We start from the raw sequence: 17,185 nt of genomic DNA on the forward strand, positions 1-17,185 counted from the left end.
ATTCACCAGCAGGTTTTTCAGTTTCTGAGAAACGGACAATGCGGAAACGGTTGATTAGGCTTCACAAATTAAGGAACAGGTTAGCATCCGGCATTCATGAAGCCCCGGAGTTGGTTCTTTGTCATTTCCCCGCGAACGGCTCCGAACAATAGCTGGATCGTCACCAGAAGTCGTTTGTCAGACTTCGGTGCTTCGGCTCTTTCCTTGAGCCAGCTGTGACTTTCCAAAGTTCAGTCCGCTTCACTCAGAATTTTGAAACCAGCGGCCAATAGATGCGTGGACATTTCCTCGGGTGTCGCGAGATGACTGATCGAAGGTTCTGAAGCCTAAGGTGCCGGATACAAAACTCACCGCCTTCTCCCTGCAAAATGTCATAAATTCTAAACCTTGCGCCGGATTTGAGAAAACGTCGCGCCTCGGCATAGACCGTAGCCTTTTCCGGGACGTTCATAGCGACGTGAACTGGAACCGCACCATCGAAATGGCTGTCGGGAAAAGAAAGGTCTGTTGAATCACCCTGAAGGAACACGGTTTTGTCGCTCAAGTTGACCCCTTCCGAAATCTCGTTTGCCGCATCGTATAACTCTTGCGTCAAATCCAACTTCCTTGGCCGGTATCTTCGATCCGAAGACTTCCACCGCGCGAAACGCGAAGGGCTGGTTCAGACGTCTGTATCAGCAAGCGCCCGGTATACGGTCATTCTTGAAATCCCTAGTTCACGCGCGATCTGGGCTTTTGCGGTGCCCTCGCTCGCCAATCGCCGGATTTCCTCATCATCTACGGATTTCCGCCGCCCCTTGTAGACACCTTTACCTTTGGCGGTGTCGATCCCAGCACGCTGACGGTCGCGGATAAACTTCAGCTCCATATCGGCGACCATACCGAGAACGGTGATGACCATGCGACCCATATCTCCGGCGGTGGTTACGTCCGGTTCAAGAACACGAAGTGATGCGCCCTTGGCGTCCAGCTCATATACCAAGTTCAGCACGTCACGCGTGGAACGACCGAGGCGATCTAGGCGATGCACAACCAGCTCATCCCCTTCGCGCAGAAATTCTATCACTGTAGCCAATTCAGAACGGTCATCACGGGAAGCACCAGAGACTGTTTCGGATCGAACGATCTCACAGCCTGCTGCTCTCAGCGTGGCTTTCTGGATATCAAGATCCTGGCTTGATGAGCTGACGCGAGCATATCCAATCTTGGGCATAGCAAATTGTCACATTAGGGTGGTTCCCACTCTGATAATGTAACAATATGCTGTTGACTACTCATTTGTGACATCTTGGCGTGCCACATCACCCTGTCTCCTGCGGGTGTACCCTTTTGTGACGCACGGATCAGGCGGCCATTGCTCCGAAGTCGATCCGCTTGTGTAGGTCAACATCGAACCGGCCATAGGGATTGATGTGGGAATAGATCAGTGGCGTGAGACCGTGGTAATCCCGCTCAGACAGGCGGGTTGCCCATCCCGGTTCTGACAACACGGATTGCACCATGCGCGTGTTCACATAGACAAGGGATGCCTGAAGCAGATGCAAAGCATGGGCGGAGATTTCCTGATCGGCAATCCGGTTGCTGGAAATCTCGCCGCCTTTGCCAAAGAACACGAAACCATTGGCGCTGTTCCAGTTCTCCACCACATTCAGCCCTTCATGAATCTCGCGGCGGAAATCCTCGGATCGAAGATAACGACATAGAAAGATGGTCTTGATCGCTCGCCCGAGCTCAGCGAGAGCCTTGTAAGTTGGATGCATCACATCAGCGCGGGCGAAACGACGCAGGATGGCTTCCGGATCGGCCGTGCCGTGCTGCATGGCCGAAGCGTATTTGACCATTTCGTCGTACTGTCTTTCGATCTCGGCCCAGTCAACAGTGCCGGACAGGATCGGTAGCAGGTTGGGCAGTTGTCCCCGCATTGCGGAATTCGGTAAGGCCAGCTTTTGTCGGGCGATGGCCTTCAGACGCGGGGCCAGTTCGAATCCAAGAAGATGACAGAAGGCGAAGCCGATGGCACTTTGGCCGTGGCTATCAACATACTGGCGCTGGATCTCCATGTCGGTGCAATGGCGCAGAACCCCTTCGATCATCGCGGCCACTTCGGATGATGAGCAGCGTTTCAGCTGGGAATAAATACAAGTTGCCTGCCGTTCTACATGCCAATAGATCATGACACCGCGCCCGCCATAGCGTGCGTGCCATTCGGTCATCAGATTGCGATCCCAGGCTCCGAACTTGGTGGAATCCGCCGCGCAGGCGGTTCCCGCATTGCCCCAAACTGACGGATTGCGAACCGCCAACGTGGCATCTGCAACCTTGGCCGCCGCTGCCCGAAGAGACGCGGGATCGACGTAGCGGCGACGGATATGCAACAGCTCATCATAGCTGATTTCCGGCGTGCCAGCAGCTACACGTTTCAAACCGGCATTGGTGCCCAGGCCGTAGAGGCAAAGCAGCAGGCGTTGATCCCGAATATTACGCGGCAGTGCTTCCCGGCTGGCCGACGTTTCAAATGCTCCCAGAAAGCCTGTGTCCAGCGCGGTTTCCTTCAGCGCATCCAGCAGCCCGGTCATGGGCCACCGTCGACTAATCTCTGATTTAAGGCCGATCAATCCTTTTGGTTCTGGTGCCGGGGTGAAAGGTGTAATGCTAATGCGGTTGTCGCCAGACCAGCGCAGGCGCGCCTTGTCATTGCTGGGCAGCGAGGCGTTGAGTTGGCGCAACTCATACTCCAACTGTTCCCGAACAGATCGGGAAAATTCCCGCGCATCCTGGGTGAGCTTCAGACCAGCATAGTATACGTCGCGCTTCTCTGGAAAATCCTTCGGCAGATCATCGTCCGGGTTGCGATAACGATCAGCCCCTTCGACCCAGATCTCTTTTGACCTGATACGATCCCGTAACTGGGTCAGGACACAGAGCTCATAAGAAATGACATTCAGCCGACCGCGCTTGTCGATCACGGTTTCCTGCCATTTACGCGGGATTGAACCGTCCGGTGCCAGTGAGACTGGCACATAGCGCCGCCCTTCTTCGTTCAGTCGGATGATCAGATCCAAGGCATCCAGGATCGGTCGCCAGATGTCGTTATTTGAACGGAACCGCAAAACGGATAACAAGGACGGCAGCATCCGGCGATAGTGGCTGGCATAGGAACCCCGCATCACAGTCTGAATCCGAACATCCAGTGTTCCTTTGGCCCTGTGTTCGTCGATGATAGCTTTCAGCTTGGCCGCGCCCGCGATTGGAAAGATCACATCAGAGACTTTGCCGTTCGGGGCCATCATCGCCGCTGTCGCAATGTCCACCAGCAACCGTTCCTTGCCGTGGACCTTTTCGATGTCGGCAGCAATCTTGCTGATAACTTTGCGTTTGGACCGTGTGCCGATGCGATGAACAACATCAATCAGCAGATCGACAAGACCATCGATCAATTGCGATCTGCGCGACATCAGGTAGATCGCCAACAATCCCAGGCGCTTTTCCTGGCTATGCCGCCGCATCTCTGAAGCAGTTTCCCCCTCAACCCGGCGGCTCAGTATCTTTGCCCAAGCTGGATCAACTCCATCGACCACATCGAAAGGCAGACTGAGACCTTGAATAAAGGCGAGGCGGTCAGCTGCATCGAGCACATTGTCCAGCGAGGCTGCGCCAACATCGTCTTTCAGGCTTTGAAAGCCATGATCGCCGCGTGGGTCGGCCAAGCTGGCTTCCAGTGCTGCAATGGTTTGCGATGACAACCGGCTGGATACATGCGCCAGCAGTTCTTCCTGAAAATTATACTGCGCGGATCGCACCAGGCGTTCCATGATCTTTCGGGATGGGATGAACACCGATTGGCCCAAGGCCCATTCATAGCCAAATTGAACCAGATCTTCTATGGAGGGACCCGAAGTCGAAACCTGTGATGCAAGTGCTTCGCGCAGTTTGGCGCGATCCCGGTCATTGGCGCGGCGGATATCGAGAAAGCGTAGAATCTCCAACCGGTGGCGGCGCGCCGTGTCACTACCGATGTCATAGTTCGACACATGCGCGACATCCTCACCAAGCTGTTCAGCGAGATAATCCAATGATTCTGATGGAAGGTCCTTCAGTCGCTTTGGGAAATACCCGAAGCGCCGAAAGTGCGCTAACTGGGCAGCCAACCCAATCCGCATTGCGTGCCGATAGCCGTTTACGAACTCAAGATCAGCGTAAGACAGACTCCAGACAGCCAGAAATTCTCGTTCCAATACAATACCCTCCAACCGAAAGGGAAAATTGAGTAGAGATCAGGTTGCCGTCAAGCTGAACTGCGTTCCGCTATTGTTCCTCATAACGCCCAAATATGCACGCTCGGGCCAGTTGGGCCAAACACCTGTGGCAAAACTTTTGCTGCGCGCGCTCGCAGCACAAATTTCCGATGACCGGGTTGGGCTCTTTCGTTGAATCCGCTGCGCCGTGCGCGAAAGACGGCTTTGCCAAGAAATCGCCTAAAGGGGGATTTAACACTCAGCCGCACTTGACCCCTTTAGCCGATCCAGCTCGGATTTCATCCATTTCTATGCCCTATCCTTAGTCGCGGCTTTGATCTTCTTGTCTGTGTTGTACTGGCTCAGCGAGTACACAGCCCAAATAGCGGCTGGAATCCAGCCAATGAGCGTCAATTGCAGGAGCAGGCAGAAAAAGCCCTGAAATGGGCGTCTGATCGTGAAGAACACCACAAACGGCAGCAAAATCGCGAGTATCAATCTCATCTGAAAAAACCTTCTGATAGTTAGACCGCTATGTTCTCACAAACATGGTTAAACGCAGATTTACTTAAACAGCACCCCCGTCAAGCGGAGGTGCTACTTTCAGGCCGTTTGGCTCTCATTTTCTCCACCGCCATGTCTTTTGCGGACCTGCTCTTTCGTTTCGCAACGGTGCGCTGCGCATCAAAAGCCGCCTGAAGTTCCTGATCTTTTTCCGATACGTCTTTCACCGGGGCAGGGGCCGGTTTAGCTTCAGCCAGCGCCTTTGCCGTGTCCCTGGCTTGCTCTAAAGCGAGATCGAGGTGTGTGCCTTTGATCTTCGGAGTGTCACCCCCAAGGAACTGCATGAAATAAGGATCTTCGAAATATCGGATCTTGTTTGCAATTACCGGCATCTTGCCTTCGCGGATCAGTACAACCTCGTTTTCCGGCAGACGACCAACGTGCTCGGGCCGGAGAAGGCGAATGCCTTCCTCGCGTTCCGATATGCTGCCCATTTCCATTTTGCCGAGCGCCCGAGACTTCGATTTGCTCATTACTGTTTTGTCGCCGATGGACCTGGACACGTGTTCGCGTACCTCTGAATCCTCAGATGCCGCAAACATTTGCGTCCCGGCGTTTGCCAGCATCGCCCGCACGCCCTCGTGCCCATAAATGTCCTGAAGACGTGACAGTGTTTGCGAAATCACCACGAGCCTGCCACCGAACGATCGCATGGTGTCATAGGCTTCCACAACGCGCTCTAAGTGGCCGAGGCGCTGGAACTCATCGAGCAGCATCAAAACCTTGAACGGCTCATCTTCGCCCGGCTCAACGGTTTCGATTGTGTTCACCAGATCGAGGAAAAACAGGCGAATGAGTGTCCGGAACTCTTTGACCTTTTTCCCCGGCACAGAAAAATAGATCGAGGTGGGGCGCCGACGCAGATCTTCAAAGTTGATGTCATTGCCCTGCGTCGCTCTTGCCACAGACGGGTTGCGCCAGAGCTGAAGGCCGGAGTTGTTCATAACCGAAATCGTTGACCGGAGGATTTTGGATTCTTCGGCTGCTAGATTCAGGAACTCATCTGCTGCCCGGGCATAGCCCACTTCTTCGGCCATCTTTTCGTAATCCTTTTGCTTGGTCGTTTTGACCAGGCGCAGGATCTCGGAAATGTACGGACGGTTCCGCTTGATTGCCAACATCGCCATTGCGCAGAACATGCCTTCAACGCCGCCCAAAAAGCCCTGAGCGGACGAGCTGGGCGTGTCGAACATCTGCGTTGCGACCTGAATTACTTCTTCCCAACGCCGATCCAGATTGTCTGCGCGAGCTGCGCGCCTCAGCGGGTTATAGCTGTGGCTTTTTTCTGGGTTCTCAGGGTCGAAAACAAAGACCTCATCCCCCATTGCTGCCCGCCGTGCGCCGGTCGCTTGGAATATCTCGCCTTTGATGTCCAGAACAACGCAGGAGCCGTTGAAACGCAGAATGTTGGGGATCACAAAGCCGCTTGTTTTACCCGAGCCAGACGGAGCTATAAACATCGCATGTGGTTTCTGTACGCTTGGACCGGGCTTATAGAAAATCGCGTTTTTCTCTTTTGGAGGCCCGAACTTGGCAAAGACGATTTCACTGTCCAGCTTAGATTTTAGCTTCAGCGGTGCCGCGTATCCTTCTGTTACGAGCTGAGGCGCTTTCGCAAAAACGGCATCCCCGTATTTGGTCGAAGGGCCGCGCAGAGCAGCGGCCACAAACGCAAATGTCAGAACGCAGACGGCCACAACAGCCACAAGCCCGATGACCTGTTGTTCTTCTGCTGGCCGTGCCATGAACTTTTCCGGTATCGCCCAGATGTCCAGCCCCCGGAAGCCTTTCGTGTTGAGGTATTCGATAACCAGACCGACTACCAACACCGCACAGGCCGAAGTAGCGATAAAGCCCATTGTGCCGGCTATCGCTACCTTCTTGCCTTTTGGGAGATCCTGAAACTCAGCCATCCGTCAGCTCACGCTTGAAAAAGCACACGATGCCAAACTCAGCAGGCACGACGCCGACCATTTCCCAACCGTCTTGCCCAAGCTCCGCAAACTTCACGCTTGCTTTTTCCTCTACCCGCATCAAGACATTGCGATACTCAAATTTTTTCATTCTATTTCTCCTTCAGATAAGTTGGTCAGCGGTCATCAAGGGCGGGAAAATCACGCCGTTGACCTTCCGCTCGTCTCCGATTTTCTTCATGTGAACGATCATGTGAATGGTGGCTCTGATGTCATCAACCACCTCTGACTTTTGGACAGTCGGAGATCCGCGCCGCACCATTTTGCTCATGCGTCCAATGGCATCGACGGGCGAATTTGCGTGCATGGTGCAGACAGATCCATCGTGGCCGGTGTTCACCAGTTCCAGAAACATGTTCGCGTCATCGCCCCTGATTTCACCGCAGACGAGGCGGTCAGGCCGTAACCGCAGCGCCGATTCCAGCAGCTTTGTCGGGGATCGAGGCCCATTTTCTTCTGAACGATCAGCGAGCAAGCCCACGAAGTTTGGTTGCTCGATGTCCAGCTCTGCCACTTCCTCTATCGTCACGATCCGTTCGCCTGGATCGACGCGTTTCAACATCGCATTCAGAACGGTGGTTTTGCCCGACGATGTGCCACCCGCAACAATCACGTTCCATTTGCTTTGCATCGACAGGTCGGCCAGCTCGTCAAAGCCCATCGTGCCCGCTGCGAGAGCCGCCCGTGCATTCTCAAGCGCGCTGTGATCGTTGTTTTCTGCCAATGCGGCCTTTTGGCTGGCGAAGCTGAACGCGCCCAGGTCAACGCTTTTCACGCGGAGCAGGCGGATCGCAACGGACCCCACGCCGGTTGTCGCAGGTGGGATAACAACCTGCACCCGAGCTTTGCCCTCTTTTGTCGGGACATTGGCCGTTGCAATTGGCTTTTTTTCTCCGAAAGTCACGTCGCTGAACCCAGCCACACACCGCCCGATATTGCCAACATCATCCTTGGTCAGAGTGATGTCTGTCTTGGTCATGTGGGTAGTGCCCATTTCCTCAACCCAGACCGTTCCATCTGGGTTCAAGGAAATCTCGCTCAGCTTTTCGTCATGCAACAGATGCTCGATCTTGCCGGTGTAGTATTCCAATAGGCCGTTGCCGTTTCGCCCGCTCATATTTTTATCCTTGGCAGAGCACTTTTTGGAACAGTGGAGGTTGCCTTCGCTGCCTCTCGGCATTGCCTCGAACGCGAACGCACCCACATAAGATTCATTGATTCCAAAAAGTGCTGAATTCGCGTCAAAAGGCCGCTAACGCATTCAATTGTGCGGGGAGCGGCCGGAAGGGCCGACGATACGGCCGCCTCAAAGGGTCTGTCTCAGAAGTTGTCGAACACCACGTCACGCTGCAGGATGGCGTTGATACGGCTTCCCTGATCCACGTAGATAGTTGGCGTAATCCGCAAGTAATCTTCCAGTGCCGCTGCTGTGGCATTCTGCAAGTTTGATCCGACCTGTGTTGCCAGATCCGTTTGTACCGAATTGCTGCTGTCGTTGTCGGCCACCAGCGCGACCGGCGCGATCCCGATGATCGAGAGCAACGCGGCAGAACCAAACCGTTCACCGAAATGCGTATCGACACGTCCGGTTGCGCCAGACCGGCCCTGACCATCCGTCCCGGCTGAACCGATTTGCGCAGACAAACCATCCGGTGTGATTACCCGGCTCCAAACGACGGCGATCCGCGTTTGCGCCAGTTTTGTATCAGCGCGGTATTCGCCATAGAGTTTAGATCCGCGTGGCAAGAGCAGTCTCGTTCCGTCCATCGAATAGACGCCGCGCGTGATTGTTGCCACCACGCTACCCGGCAGCTCTGAACTTACCGCACCACCAAACACAGCGGTCAAAACCGTGCCCTGAGTCAGCGTGCGCGACGGGTCGTCAATGATCGAGGCCCCCACGATGGGCGGATATTCTTCGACCAGATTGTTTTGCCATGTCGTGTTGGGGTTTTCCTGATAGCCGCGCTGTTCTTCAGGCAGGCGAGTGCTTTCCGGCTGAACCTGCACAGGCTGCGGTGCCGGTTGCACGGGCTGGAAAATGATCGGCTGCGACCCGCTGTTGATGGGCTGGTAATTCTGTTCCTGAGCCATTGCACTTGAGGCCAACGTGACCAGGGCGAGGGAGAGTGCTGTTCTGTTCATCGTCAGCTCCATTAGTTTCTGCCATATGGGTTTTCATCGAACACAATGCCGTCCGACTGGTTCTGGCGCTCGCGCATCCGCTTGAGTTCTTCGAGCCTGCGCCGTTCGTCCTCGGTCAGACCTTGGGTTTGCAGATGACTCATACTGGCGAGTGCCCGTGCCTCGGCATCAGCAACTGCTTGGGCAAGCTCTGTCTGAAATTTCTTTTCCCGCTCATCAAAGCTGACCTGCAGCCGCTCATAATTCAGAGTGACCGTCGCGATTTCACTGTCCTTCTCAGACAGGGCAATCTTGGCGTCGGTCAGTTCGCCTTGCAGGTTGGAGATCCGACCATTGAGCTGGTCGATACTGTTCAGGGCTTGTTTCAACCCTTCGGCATCGACCTGCACTGGCGCTGTTTCGGGTGTCGCCACAGCTATGGCCTCGGGCAATGCGTCTGGTTCTGGCTCGTCCACGACCGGCCCCCGTGCCGTAAGCAGGCCATAGCGTTCCCCACCGCTTTGTTGCAGAGCATCGACGCGGACACCTGCGCGGCCGTTCTTGGCGTCATCGCCCATCACAAACCACACGAAACCTAAGAACACGGCACCGGCGAGCGCAACGCCAATGAGTTTTTTGGGCTCAAATTTCTTTCGGACACGTAGTGGTGGCTGTTCAGCCGCCGCACGTGCCGCAATTGTGTTTTCGCGGTTCATTACTTGCTGCCCCCCGGTTTGACCGTTTGCGAGGTGATCGGTCTACCAGTTTGACCGCGAGCGCCTGCCTCTTGGTAATTGTCGCCATCGTTCCGAACGCAAATAGAGTCGTCCTCGATGCGCAGCGTCCAGAGATCGGAAAGGCCCTGCACCTGGATAATGCCGCGCTCTTTGACTGTGGTGTTCACCGTCAGCTCGCGGCCATCAGGCAGGACGCGGAAGATACCCGGCAACTCCGCATCCTGCGGGATCTGCATATAGGTGTGAACGCCATCATCCCACACTGCAGTGGGCGCGAAGTCAGCTTTGCCAGAACGCGAGTAGTTTTGGTTCACAAACCGGCCTGTCGGTTTCGGCTCACTCCGGGCAACCGTGCCACGGCGCGTTGTGGTCCCGCCGTTGTTGTTCGAATAGAACGTGACCCGAAACGGTACGCGTTTGCGTTCGGCGGCACTCTCGGCCGGAACCAGATAGAAGTTGTATGTCCCGCGATTGGTTAGGACGGTCAGGTTTGAATCCGAGTTCAGGATTTCCGGCTTGAACGCAATAACGCGACCTTCCTGCAGGCGGGTGATCTGAAAACTTTCAGTGTCGCCCGCACCAATGCTGCGGACGGTTTCGCCCTGCGGAAAGTGAACATAGGTAATCAGGCGTTCACCCACAGGGATGCGATACACCTGGTTCTCGACGTAATGGAAATGCGTGATGCGGTGATCCGCGTTCTTTCCGTCTGGCGTCGGTGTGACTTCAGCGAGCAGGGGCGTAGCGAGTGCCAAGACTGCAGCGGCGGTTGTGAGTGTTTTGATCCTACGCTGCATCAGATGTCTCCCATTGCGTCTACGCGGTAGTTGGTGACCACGAAGCCGAATGGATTTTCCAGAAGCTCATCCATCGACGTCACGATTTTTTCTTCAAACCCGTAGGTCACTGTGACCACGTACCGGGCCGAGGCGGTTGGTTGGTTCGGAACAACCAGCGACTTGCGGATCTCAACCTGGACCGTCTCGTCATTGACGGGCGACACACCGAGAACTTCGGTCTGCACCTTTGTCTTGGGCGTATAAATCTCGTCCGGATGGTTATCGTTCGAACCGTCCCAAAGATCCCGGTAAGACGTTTCGGCCAGTTCATCAGAACGACGCAGCACCGATTTCAGGCGCTCGTTGTTGTCCTGGACGTCATAGGTTTCCCGGTCGCGCACGTAATTTGCAACTTCACGGAAGGCCATCGCTTCGGATGGTTCCAGTTCCTGGACTTTCTCTGTCAGCAGAACCGGCAGCTTTGAATCCGGGTCAATAGAGAAGGGAACCGCGCGAATTTCCTTCAATGGCAGGATCAATGCCCAACCGACCATCGAGGCTACACCCATTGCCATACCGACAGCACCAAACACCTGCCATTTAAAGGCATCGCGTCGAGCGCCCAGAAAGAGTTCTTTTTCGTGATCTGTCACATGTGACATTTGCTCATTGCCTCGGATTATGATGGTTTCGTTGGTTTCTCACGGGCAGCTTTTATGCTCTGCCGATAGCGATCAGCGGCGTAGCTTTGGCGAGCCGCGCCATCCTGGTTGCGAGATCTGTGCGCAATGTCCCGGCGCGCTTGCATCGCACGAGACGCGCTGTCTCGTACGCCGGTGCCGTCTCGGGCTGCGGAGGCCATCGCGGCTGCAGTTTTCCCACCGGCTACTGCCCCCCTTGCGCCGTCGCTTGCAGTGCCCAACGCACTTCTTACGGCAGCGACAGCGCCGGTTGCCACGGCGAGACCCGAGGATGCCGACACGATTGCACCCGACATTCCGCCCGCGAGCGACGGGATCTGCGTGAGCATCACGATAGCCACGATGCAGATTGCAAGAAAACGTCCGCTGGCTTCCATGTCATTTACATCAGACAAGGAACCAAGTTCCGAAGCGAAAAGCGCTTGGATCAGCGAGACAATCCCGGTCAACACTACAATCACCATGACGAGGCCCACGGTCGTTTTTGCCCAGGCCGCAAAGATGTTTGCTGTTGCCGAACTGAGCAGCGTTGCGATGAACACGGGCGCTAGTCCGAGAAGAACCGCTAAACCGCCTTTTGCAATCAGCGCCATGCCAGTTCCAAAGGCGACAATCACTGCCCCGACAACCCACAAGATCGCGCCTGTAATACTTAAGCCCCACGTGGCGTTCTCGATGGCTGTTTGACCCATAATAAAGCATTGAAGCGCAATCTCATCGAGCGCCTGCCATACATTTGTGGTGCCAGTGAGCGCCCCAGCAATGCTGTCCGGCAAGGTTTGAACGCCTTGATAGATTGGCTGAAAAAAGGACCAGCTTGAGGCCATTCCGATGATTATCGTCGCCCGAATGATCCAGCCGATATAACCACCGAACCCTATTTCTCTGATCTGAAGTACGCCGTTGATCAGCATCGCCACGAAGATCAGCGCAGCAATTGCCCAGAGGGCGGATGCGAGATCCGCCGCCAGGCTGGTGTATGCTTGCTGAGAAAAGTTGCTGATTGCTGTTTCAATCGAGCTGACGAAATCCTGAATCACGGCCCACAAGCCTCCTCAATTACAGGGCGCAGCGCTTCCAAGCGTTCTTGCTGCGCGTCTTTGAGCGTTTTGAGTTCGCTGGATGGCTTCGACCAGAAACCGTCCTGGTCCGCGCCCGCCAACTCGATTGCAGCTTCGCGGCTAAGGTTCCCGAGCGGGCATTCAGTGCTGAATGCTTCATCGGCTTTGCGCAGGCGGCATTGCTCAATGGCAAATTCATGTGCAGCAATCACTTGCTCATTCAGAATGGCATCGGTCCAGTTGCCGACGACATACTGTTGATCTGCGCCCTGACCAGCGTTTTCCAGTTGTTCAACCCCGTATTCCTTCAAAGGCTTTTTGAACGCTCGGACGCCCGAGTAACCAAGACAGGTCCGATATTCCCCGAATGTCCAATCAACATTGGGGGGAAACGGCAGTCTGGCCTCAGCACTGGCCGACGACGCTAAAAGCGCCGCCGTCAGTGTGGTCAGGGCGAATGTTGTGCGGCTTTTCATTGGGATTCTCCTCTTGCGTAATTGCTAAGCGTCTTTAGATCCGCTGCGTTTGCAGCCAGATCCGTGCCAGTCGCTACAGCATTAGCCGAGGTTGCGCGCAAGATTTCAATTTCAACTTGCAGGAGTTTCATCAAAACCGCCGTATTGTAGTCGATGGCCTCCTTCAGATCTTCCTGTTGGCCGATTTCACTGCGCAGATCTTCCGCATCTTCTGCAAGCTGACCGGCCATGTCGTAACCGTTCTCACCCAGAGCAGACGCCATCAGGCCAGCACCACCACGTTCTGAGAGGATGCGACGAGCTGGTACGTCCGAGCCGTTGAACTCAGACAGGATGCCGTCGCCCAAACCCAGATTGATGGAGCGGCGTTCCATCGCCTGCGCAGCGACATCGGGCAGGCCGGAGATACCACCCTCTGCCGCATCAAGCGCATAACCGAAGGTGTCGGCTGCGGTTGCCAGTTTCAGAAAGCTGCGGCTGTTGAACTCGTCCAGGTCAGTCAAGCCAGTAATGGCTTTAAAGGAGTTTTCCAGCATGGCGCGCTGCTGTTCGAGCTTTTCATACTGCTGCAACAATTGCTCATACTGGCGAACCATTTCAGCAACTTCCTTTGCCGAGTTGGCGGCGTCTTGTGTAATGGCTGTGGCGTCGATGGTCGGAACACCCTGGGCCGACGCCATGACGGGCAGGGCGGCCAGAACGGTGACGGTTGCAGTGGTGCGAAGGGTTTTCAGGACGTTCATTAAACAAGCTCCATGTTTTCAGGGGGGGTCATGCGCTCAAAGTCGCAGGCGCATTTGCTGCGATAGCCCGAATAGGTGTTGGTGCAGGCGGCAACAGCGGCCAGAACAACGAGGGCGAGGATAAGGCGAGATTTCATGTGATTTCCTTCCAGAAGTTGGGGTTTTGACGCCATTCAGGATCAGGGAAAGACTTGCCGTCTGATCCACTCAGAACACGAAGCAAGGGGCCGAGTGCGCCGACATCGACATCGAGCCAGACACTCTCATCACCCTTTTTCATAAGCATCACACGGTCGCCAAAATGCGCCCGCAATGCGCCCAGCTCTGCATCGTTCAAACCGATTGCCCGGTAGTCCGCTTCATTGCCGGATCGGGATGGGAACAAGAGCTGCGTGCTGGTGTTTTCCAGGATCGACTTACTGGCTGCCGATGACAGGAGGTGATCGGGGATCTGCGTCATCATCATCATCATGACGTTCAGTTTCCGATATGTGGTGTAAGCGTTTTTGAGGATGTCCGCGCCGTAGGGATTGCCAGCGATCACCCATGCCTCATCAATGACGAAGACAGTCGGCACCTTTGAGGCACACCGGCGCTCGATCTGGCGCATGACGTAGCTGATCCACGCCAACCGGACCAACTCGTCATCCAGAACCTCGGAAATGTCGAACACAAGATGCCGGTCGCCAGACGCAAACGGATCTGAACCACCTTCGCCAAACATCCACGACAACCGCCCGTCACCGGCCCATTCACTTGCTCGCTTGAACAGGTTTTTGCCGTCATCAAAAGCTCTGAACCGATCCACCAGTGAATCGAAGTTCTGAAGCTGTGGGGGCAGGGTCGCGTTGGCTTGGCAGGCTTGAGTGATCTCGTCTTTCTGTTCGGCGGTCAGCTTTTCGTCATAGCTCATCAAAGCCGTGACCCAATTTGCCAGCCAGCTTTGCCCCGCTTCATCCGTTTCCGTTTGAAACGGGTTCATGCCAGTGGGTTCGCCAACCCGAACGCGAGTGTATTGTGCGCCGAGTGCCCGCATCGGAGCTTCCATTGCCCGGTCTTTGTCAAACGCAATGATCCGCGCGCCCTGAGCGACAGCGCATGTCGCCAGCAACATCGCAATCACGGTCTTACCTGACCCGTTTGGACCCAGAACGATGGTATGGCCGGAAGGAAGGTTTTCAGCGTCTGAGCTGGTCTTGGGCAGGTGCAACGAAACATCGTAGCTGTCGCCATGCGTGGTGGGGAACGTCGCCAGAGGTCCAGGCCAAGGCAGCTTGTTCTCAGGCAGACCCTTTGGCCGCATGTGAAACGCTACCATGTCCGCAAAGTTCTGATCTGTTATCAGTTCTTCACGGGCACGGAACGCGAAATTGCCGGGGTGCTGCGCGAAATACACCGTCCGCGCCGACATCACTTCGCGTTTCACCGTGCCACCCGAAATCTGAATTTCACCGATGATATGCTTTTCAGCGGTTTTCAGATCTTCCTCTGTCCCAAACACGCAGATCGACAGGTGGTGCTTGCCGAGTGACATGGTGCCCGAAGCAATGCCATCGGCCAGGATGGACAAGTCCTCTTCCAGCGACTTCGCTTTGTCACCAGCCGAGCGCATCTGACCCGATTTGCGGCGTTCCATTTCTTGCGCCTGTGAACGGCTGATCGGCAGGAAAGATTGCGAAATCACGACATCAACCGGCAGGTCCAGCCCGTCGAAAATACCGGGGAACGACACCATCGGGTAGTTCTTCAGGGAATAGACACGGATGGCGCGTTCCAGATCGTCGCCCGTGACCAGTTTGCCGGTCTTGCCCTGAAACAGCACGTCCTCTTGCGGCATGTTGAAGGCAATTGGTTCAGCAATGTTCGTATGAACGATTGACTGATAGCGCCCGTTCAGCAGCATTCCATAGTAGCCCAGCCAACGCCCATCGCTGAGCTTCAGCCGGCTAACACGGGCCTCACCCAGCGTGCCCGCCAGTGTGGTGAACACACCATCGAGCTGTTCCATCATTTCGCAGCGTTCCTCGTCTATCGTTCCAGACGACATGCCGAACATCTGTCTTGCCCGCTCATCCTGCCGCTTTTGGAGAATGGCGCTGATGATGATCTTGCGTTCTTTCAACTCTGCATCGAGCGAGGCTGACCGCATGGCTTCAGCCACAGCACCAGCAAAGCCGGTTGTGTCCGTGATGACATGCCCTGTCTCAGCGGGCACGGTCACTCGATGAACGTAGAATGCGACCTCAATTGGAGTGGTCCGCAATACACGTTCAAAACGCTCGGCCAAAAACTCGAATTCGTTTTCGTCCAGAGTGTTTGCGTTGATTCCGGTAATTTCGGCAGCGGCGATCAGTCCGCCGTTACGTGTGGAAATGACCTCATCGTCCACGACATAGCCATATGGCAACATCTGAAAGAGGTGCATTTCATCCTTACGCCAGCTCGGCTCAAGCAACGAGCGAGCGAGGGTAAACAGATCCTTTGAAGCAGGCTTAGGCACTATAGAAATCTCCCCCGTGGTGCTGACGGTTTTTGGTGCGTGGTGTCTTGGAGAGCGTCACGGACAGGATGCGGAAGAATGCCGGTTCCCATTCGTAAAAGAGGCGCAGCCCGGTATAGAAAACAAAGCCCGCAATGATTGCTGGCGCTACTCCGAACGAGAAGAACGCAAGCATGGTCATACCCGCGATCACCAAGAGATAGATCACGGGCAGGCCGCCCCATTCTGCGGGGCGGCTCAGGCCGCGAAAGACCGTATTGCGGCGCGCCATGAATCAGGCTCCGATGAAGGTGTCAGCGAGGCCGATAACTGCACCGACGACGATTGCGATCACGGGGCCTTTCAGCGAACCCCAGCCGAACACGTAGGCCAGACAGCCCCAGATGAAGCCAACTGCTGCAAGGCTCACGCCTACGACCTTCGAGTCGGCCAGTGTCTCGTTGATGAAATCGCCAATGGCATCCTGCAGCCAGCCAGCGGAGGCCGGTGCTGCGCTGACGATGGTCATTGTCAGCGCAAAGAATGCCACTTGTTGGATGAAGTGGTGCCGTTTCATGGGGGGTCTTTTCATAGTTCTTTACTCACTTTGCTTAGGATGATCCGCACGTAGTCGCGGGTTTCGGTGAAGGGGGGGATGCCGCCATACTGGACGACGCTATGGGGACCGGCGTTGTAGGCAGCAAGCGCCAGTTTCCAGTCTCCAAACTCACGGTACTGCGCTGCCAAATAGCGAGCGCCACCGTCGAGATTTTCAGCAGGGTTCCTTGGGTCCACGCCCAGGTCTTTTGCCGTTCCCGGCATGAGCTGCGCGAAACCGATGGCACCCTTGGGCGACAGGGCATCAGCCCGATACCGGCTTTCCTGCCAGACCAGTGCCATGAACAATTCGGTCGGAACGTCATGCCGTTCCGCCGCTGCATGGATTTCCTTGACGATCCGTTCCTGCGACCAGCCACCAGAGGCTTTGCGAGGCCGCGGTGCCTTGCCCGCAATCTCGATCTTTTCCTGTGGCTTGGCTTTGGGCGGTTGCGCCTGTTCGTCCAGCTCGTATTCCCGCATCCGTATTGGTTTAACCACGCCATCAACGATTTCTGCCCGCGCACCGTTCAGAAACACGCTGCCATCGGGTTCGTATTCGATGACCTGGGAAAAAGCGGGGTTCATCGTCGTGACCCACAGCACGAGAAACGAGACTGAGAACCGGCGAAACTTCCTAAGTGTCAAAATGACATTAATGTTATCTGAATTGATTTCACATTGTTTTGAATGGTTTGACTCGAGTAGCGTTGGAG

Annotated in this window: 19 protein-coding genes; all 19 read right to left on the minus strand. The window is 55.4% G+C overall.

Translation table 11 applies throughout. The features are described from left to right. Positions 1-244: 244 nt before the first annotated feature. Positions 245-595 carry a class I SAM-dependent methyltransferase gene (locus tag AC2FLD_RS17400; RefSeq protein ID WP_367180567.1) on the minus strand — a complete coding sequence of 117 codons (351 nt, stop codon included), beginning with the start codon at positions 593-595 and terminating at the stop codon, positions 245-247. Positions 596-661: 66 nt separating this feature from the next. Beyond that, the gene (locus AC2FLD_RS17405; protein WP_299665490.1) at positions 662-1,213 is read right to left on the minus strand and encodes a recombinase family protein; all 552 of its coding nucleotides are present in this window, start codon (positions 1,211-1,213) and stop codon (positions 662-664) included. A gap of 130 nt (positions 1,214-1,343) precedes the next feature. Beyond that, complete coding sequence (locus AC2FLD_RS17410; RefSeq protein WP_496671851.1) at positions 1,344-4,235, minus strand: Tn3 family transposase; 2,892 nt, start codon at positions 4,233-4,235, stop codon at positions 1,344-1,346. A gap of 309 nt (positions 4,236-4,544) precedes the next feature. Next, entirely contained in the window at positions 4,545-4,739 is a 195-nt protein-coding gene (locus AC2FLD_RS17415) for a YqaE/Pmp3 family membrane protein (RefSeq protein WP_209251525.1), read from the minus strand. An 80-nt stretch (positions 4,740-4,819) separates the two neighbouring features. Then, on the minus strand, positions 4,820-6,712 hold the full coding sequence (locus tag AC2FLD_RS17420; RefSeq protein ID WP_496671848.1) for a type IV secretory system conjugative DNA transfer family protein: 1,893 nt from the start codon (positions 6,710-6,712) through the stop codon (positions 4,820-4,822). Further along, complete coding sequence (locus tag AC2FLD_RS17425) at positions 6,705-6,863, minus strand: hypothetical protein (RefSeq protein WP_170591513.1); 159 nt, start codon at positions 6,861-6,863, stop codon at positions 6,705-6,707. Before AC2FLD_RS17425 ends, AC2FLD_RS17420 begins: the two co-directional genes overlap by 8 nt. A 12-nt stretch (positions 6,864-6,875) precedes the next feature. After that, a complete protein-coding gene (locus AC2FLD_RS17430) occupies positions 6,876-7,889 on the minus strand; it encodes an ATPase, T2SS/T4P/T4SS family (RefSeq protein WP_496671846.1) in 1,014 nt (337 codons plus the stop codon). 203 nt (positions 7,890-8,092) lie between these two features. Then, positions 8,093-8,917, minus strand: coding sequence for a TraB/TrbI/VirB10 family type IV secretion system protein (locus tag AC2FLD_RS17435; RefSeq protein WP_496671843.1), 825 nt, complete (start codon positions 8,915-8,917; stop codon positions 8,093-8,095). 11 nt (positions 8,918-8,928) lie between these two features. Next, on the minus strand, positions 8,929-9,612 hold the full coding sequence (locus AC2FLD_RS17440; protein WP_496671842.1) for a hypothetical protein: 684 nt from the start codon (positions 9,610-9,612) through the stop codon (positions 8,929-8,931). Next, on the minus strand, positions 9,612-10,430 hold the full coding sequence (locus AC2FLD_RS17445) for a TrbG/VirB9 family P-type conjugative transfer protein (protein ID WP_496671839.1): 819 nt from the start codon (positions 10,428-10,430) through the stop codon (positions 9,612-9,614). Before AC2FLD_RS17445 ends, AC2FLD_RS17440 begins: the two co-directional genes overlap by 1 nt. Continuing rightward, positions 10,430-11,074, minus strand: coding sequence for a VirB8 family type IV secretion system protein (locus AC2FLD_RS17450; RefSeq protein WP_496671836.1), 645 nt, complete (start codon positions 11,072-11,074; stop codon positions 10,430-10,432). The genes AC2FLD_RS17445 and AC2FLD_RS17450 overlap by 1 nt, the downstream gene beginning before the upstream one ends. Positions 11,075-11,091: 17 nt before the next feature. Further along, a complete protein-coding gene (locus AC2FLD_RS17455; RefSeq protein ID WP_496671833.1) occupies positions 11,092-12,153 on the minus strand; it encodes a TrbL/VirB6 family protein in 1,062 nt (353 codons plus the stop codon). Beyond that, complete coding sequence (locus AC2FLD_RS17460; protein WP_496671830.1) at positions 12,150-12,650, minus strand: hypothetical protein; 501 nt, start codon at positions 12,648-12,650, stop codon at positions 12,150-12,152. The genes AC2FLD_RS17455 and AC2FLD_RS17460 overlap by 4 nt, the downstream gene beginning before the upstream one ends. Then, complete coding sequence (locus tag AC2FLD_RS17465) at positions 12,647-13,393, minus strand: type IV secretion system protein (protein WP_496671827.1); 747 nt, start codon at positions 13,391-13,393, stop codon at positions 12,647-12,649. The genes AC2FLD_RS17460 and AC2FLD_RS17465 overlap by 4 nt, the downstream gene beginning before the upstream one ends. Further along, on the minus strand, positions 13,393-13,530 hold the full coding sequence (locus AC2FLD_RS17470; protein ID WP_170642037.1) for a hypothetical protein: 138 nt from the start codon (positions 13,528-13,530) through the stop codon (positions 13,393-13,395). Before AC2FLD_RS17470 ends, AC2FLD_RS17465 begins: the two co-directional genes overlap by 1 nt. Next, complete coding sequence (locus AC2FLD_RS17475; protein ID WP_496671824.1) at positions 13,527-15,893, minus strand: VirB4 family type IV secretion/conjugal transfer ATPase; 2,367 nt, start codon at positions 15,891-15,893, stop codon at positions 13,527-13,529. Before AC2FLD_RS17475 ends, AC2FLD_RS17470 begins: the two co-directional genes overlap by 4 nt. Next, positions 15,886-16,164: a VirB3 family type IV secretion system protein gene (locus AC2FLD_RS17480; RefSeq protein WP_496671821.1), complete on the minus strand. Its 279-nt coding sequence runs from the start codon at positions 16,162-16,164 to the stop codon at positions 15,886-15,888. Before AC2FLD_RS17480 ends, AC2FLD_RS17475 begins: the two co-directional genes overlap by 8 nt. A gap of 3 nt (positions 16,165-16,167) precedes the next feature. After that, positions 16,168-16,464, minus strand: a complete 297-nt coding sequence (locus AC2FLD_RS17485; RefSeq protein WP_271951197.1) for a hypothetical protein — start codon at positions 16,462-16,464, stop codon at positions 16,168-16,170. Continuing rightward, a complete protein-coding gene (locus tag AC2FLD_RS17490; RefSeq protein WP_496671818.1) occupies positions 16,461-17,057 on the minus strand; it encodes a lytic transglycosylase domain-containing protein in 597 nt (198 codons plus the stop codon). The genes AC2FLD_RS17485 and AC2FLD_RS17490 overlap by 4 nt, the downstream gene beginning before the upstream one ends. Positions 17,058-17,185 lie beyond the last annotated feature (128 nt).

The sequence above is a fragment of the Ruegeria sp. CDSA021 genome (genome assembly GCF_059612325.1).

Coding starts and splice junctions, on each gene's coding strand:
- AC2FLD_RS17460 (WP_496671830.1), bottom strand. CDS start 12,650: ATGAAAAGCCGCACAACATTCGCCCTGACCACACTGACGGCGGCGCTT.
- AC2FLD_RS17430 (WP_496671846.1), bottom strand. CDS start 7,889: ATGAGCGGGCGAAACGGCAACGGCCTATTGGAATACTACACCGGCAAG.
- AC2FLD_RS17450 (WP_496671836.1), bottom strand. CDS start 11,074: ATGTCACATGTGACAGATCACGAAAAAGAACTCTTTCTGGGCGCTCGA.
- AC2FLD_RS17420 (WP_496671848.1), bottom strand. CDS start 6,712: ATGGCTGAGTTTCAGGATCTCCCAAAAGGCAAGAAGGTAGCGATAGCC.
- AC2FLD_RS17435 (WP_496671843.1), bottom strand. CDS start 8,917: ATGAACAGAACAGCACTCTCCCTCGCCCTGGTCACGTTGGCCTCAAGT.
- AC2FLD_RS17440 (WP_496671842.1), bottom strand. CDS start 9,612: ATGAACCGCGAAAACACAATTGCGGCACGTGCGGCGGCTGAACAGCCA.
- AC2FLD_RS17425 (WP_170591513.1), bottom strand. CDS start 6,863: ATGAAAAAATTTGAGTATCGCAATGTCTTGATGCGGGTAGAGGAAAAA.
- AC2FLD_RS17445 (WP_496671839.1), bottom strand. CDS start 10,430: ATGCAGCGTAGGATCAAAACACTCACAACCGCCGCTGCAGTCTTGGCA.
- AC2FLD_RS17470 (WP_170642037.1), bottom strand. CDS start 13,530: ATGAAATCTCGCCTTATCCTCGCCCTCGTTGTTCTGGCCGCTGTTGCC.
- AC2FLD_RS17415 (WP_209251525.1), bottom strand. CDS start 4,739: ATGAGATTGATACTCGCGATTTTGCTGCCGTTTGTGGTGTTCTTCACG.
- AC2FLD_RS17490 (WP_496671818.1), bottom strand. CDS start 17,057: ATGAACCCCGCTTTTTCCCAGGTCATCGAATACGAACCCGATGGCAGC.
- AC2FLD_RS17465 (WP_496671827.1), bottom strand. CDS start 13,393: ATGAACGTCCTGAAAACCCTTCGCACCACTGCAACCGTCACCGTTCTG.
- AC2FLD_RS17485 (WP_271951197.1), bottom strand. CDS start 16,464: ATGAAAAGACCCCCCATGAAACGGCACCACTTCATCCAACAAGTGGCA.
- AC2FLD_RS17405 (WP_299665490.1), bottom strand. CDS start 1,213: ATGCCCAAGATTGGATATGCTCGCGTCAGCTCATCAAGCCAGGATCTT.
- AC2FLD_RS17480 (WP_496671821.1), bottom strand. CDS start 16,164: ATGGCGCGCCGCAATACGGTCTTTCGCGGCCTGAGCCGCCCCGCAGAA.